The following is a 2,346-nucleotide window of genomic DNA, read 5'->3' as shown; positions in this document are numbered from 1 at the left end:
CGCCGGCCGCGGCGGGATCGACCCGGCGGCGGCCATCGTGCCCTTCTGCTCGGGGCGGCGCGGCGGGGCGGGCAGGCCGGGGGCGAGCGCGTCGAGGGCGATCTGCACCTCGACCTTCACCCCGGCGGACATGGCGCGCTCGGCGACGTCGTAACGCGAATTGTGCAGGAAGTACGGCATGCCGTTCTCCGGCCCGCCGCCGCCGAGGAACATGTAGCAGCCGGGCACCTCGCGCGAGAAGTACGAGAAATCATCCGACGGCGCCCACGGGTCGGCGTCGAAGACCCGGTTCGGCCCGATCGCGCGGGTGGCGGCGTGCCAGGCGCGGTCGCTGGCCAGATCGGCGTTGACCACCATCGGGTACGGCGTCTGCCATTCGAAGGAGGCGGTGGCGCCGTGGGCGTGGCAGATGCCGTTGACCACGGTCTCGATGCGCCCGCAGATCGACGCCCAATCCCCCTCGTCGATGGAGCGGATGGACACCTCCAGCCAGGCCTCGTCGGGGATGACGTTGCCGGCCTCGCCGCCGTGGAGCGAGCCGACGTTGACGATGTTCATGGCCTTCGGGTCGAGGTTGCGGCTGACGATCGTGTTGAGCATCAGCGTCACCTCGCTTGCCACCAGCACGGGGTCCACGGCCAGCTGCGGGTTCGACGAGTGGCCGCCGCGGCCGCGGATGGAGATGGACACGATGCCGGACATCGTGGACACGCGCCCGCGGCAAATGCCGACGTGGCCGATGGGGTGCGGGGCGACGTGGAAGGCGTAGACCTCGTCGAGGTCGTCGGCGGCGCCGTGGGCCACGAGTTCGCGGGCGCCGCCCGGCAGCATTTCCTCCGCGTGCTGGAACATCAGCTTCACCCGCCCGTGGAGGCGGTCGCGCATGCCCTGGAGGATGCGGGCGGTGCCCAGCAGCATGGCGGTGTGCACGTCGTGGCCGCAGGCGTGCATGACGCCGGCGTTCTGCGACGCGAAGTGCAGCCCCGTCTCCTCCTTGATGGGCAGCGCGTCGATGTCGGCGCGGTAGCCGATCGTCCGGCCGGTGGCGGGGTCGCCCGCGGTGCCGACGACCGTGCCGACCACCGACGTCGGCGTCAGCCGCCGCGTCTCGATGCCCCACTCCTCCAGCAGCCCCTCGATGAAATCGGCGGTCGCGTACTCCTGGAAGCTCAGCTCGGGGTTCTTGTGGATGTGCCTGCGCCAGTCGATGATCTCGCTCAGCGGCACCTCGAATGCCGCCGGCCCGGTCGCGGGTTCTGCGGCGGGGTCGAAGGCCATGCCTTCGTGGGTGCGGGGGTCCGTCATGTGGCGGGTCCTTGTCTGCTGGCCGGTACTGCGGGCGTTGCTTTGCGACGGCCACCGTGGGGCCGCATCGCCGTGATTCCGACACTATTCGGCGGTCGCGTCACCGTGCCACCACCGCCGGGACGGACGGGGGCCCGGTCATGGCGGCGGCGTGGCGCGGTCCGTGCCGTGCCGGTGGAGGTCGCGGTGGCGACGGAGGTGGCGGGGCCGAACTACGCGCCGGCCCAGTACGCCCCGATGATCCGCGCCAGCCACCACGGGTCCTTCACGCCGCACATTTCGCGCGGCGAGTGCATCGACAGCATCGCCGCACCGACGTCGACGGTGGCGATGCCCAGCCGAGTCGCCGTGATCGGGCCGATCGTCGAACCGCAGGGTTTCTGGTTGGAGGACACGAAGTACTGCACGGGGATGGTCTCCCCCGCGGCCGCGCCGGCGGCGGCCGTGACGCGCTCGAACATGCCCTGGCCGACGGCGTCGGTGGCGTAGCGCTGGTTGGCGTTGATCTTCAGCACCGGACCTCCGTCGAGCAGCGGCCAATGGCCCGGCTCATGCTCCCCCGCGTAATTCGGGTGGACGGCGTGGGCGCCGTCGGCGGAGATGCACGTCGAACGGCGGAACATGCGCTGCAGCCCGTCCTCGTCGGCGCCGGCCGCCGCGGCGATGCGGCGCAGGACGTCCTCCAGCAACGGGCCCGCCGCACCGGTCGTCGACGCCGAGCCGACTTCCTCGTGGTCGAAGGCGACGAAAACCGGGATGTCGGCCACTCCATCGTCGGCCGCGGTCGCGGAGGCGGCGGACGGGCCGTCGTGAAGCAACTGCTCGAAGGCGACCAGCGACGCGTGGACGCTGAGCAGATTGTCCAGGCGACCGCAGGCCAGGAACTCGTCCGCGACGCCGAAGGGGCGCGGCGGCTGCGTGTCGCAGGTGATGAGGTCCCAGGCGACGAGATCCTCGGCGGTCACCTCGGCGCCTTCCGGAGCACCGTCGGCGCCGTCGGCGTTGGCCGCGCCACGGTTCACCGCGTCGGCGAGCATCCGG

General features: G+C 71.7%; 1 protein-coding gene and 1 pseudogene. Both read right to left on the bottom strand.

Translation table 11 applies throughout. The features are described 5' to 3' along the window. A partial coding sequence (locus GX015_RS01975; protein WP_291342388.1) for a M20 family metallopeptidase occupies nucleotides 1-1,305 on the bottom strand: 1,305 nt, incomplete at its 3' end. A 212-nt stretch (nucleotides 1,306-1,517) separates the two neighbouring features. Then, a pseudogene (locus tag GX015_RS01970) lies at nucleotides 1,518-2,346 on the bottom strand (M18 family aminopeptidase); the annotation flags it as partial.

It is taken from the genome of Corynebacterium sp. (assembly GCF_012837295.1).
GTDB lineage: Bacteria > Actinomycetota > Actinomycetes > Mycobacteriales > Mycobacteriaceae > Corynebacterium.
The sequence above is the reverse complement of the archived record's forward strand: the minus strand, read 5'-3'. Positions and strand labels throughout refer to the sequence as shown.